We start from the raw sequence: 341 nt of genomic DNA on the forward strand, positions 1-341 counted from the left end.
GCGTTCCTTTCAGTGATCTCGGCCAGCATCTCCTTGCTGATGCGTTCACTCGGGGCGGCAAACTCACCGTCGATCCAGTCGACGTAAAGTGAGGCGTTCTTGGCTTGATTTGATCTCTCGTGAAACGCCTCCTGGCTGTCCTTGAATGCCGCCATCGCGCCGTCCCAGTCACCACGCAATCTGGCCTCACTCTCCGCCTCGGATGCCTTGAGCATATACGCATTGGACTTGTTCTTCGACGCATGACGCGCGAAGGCGGACAGGACCTTCTTCTGATCGACGTCAAAACCGACAACCAGGCTGACTGCCCAGGCACCGAGGCTGTCGACCTTCGAGCATTC

General features: G+C 57.8%; 1 protein-coding gene. It reads right to left on the minus strand.

Features of this window, described 5'->3' with window-relative positions:
• Window positions 1–341 (minus strand): AbiV family abortive infection protein (locus EN857_RS33745; protein ID WP_135897709.1); only part of this gene is annotated, 341 nt, incomplete at both ends.

It is taken from the genome of Mesorhizobium sp. M4B.F.Ca.ET.214.01.1.1 (assembly GCF_004791545.1).
In the GTDB taxonomy this organism is placed as follows: domain Bacteria; phylum Pseudomonadota; class Alphaproteobacteria; order Rhizobiales; family Rhizobiaceae; genus Mesorhizobium; species Mesorhizobium abyssinicae.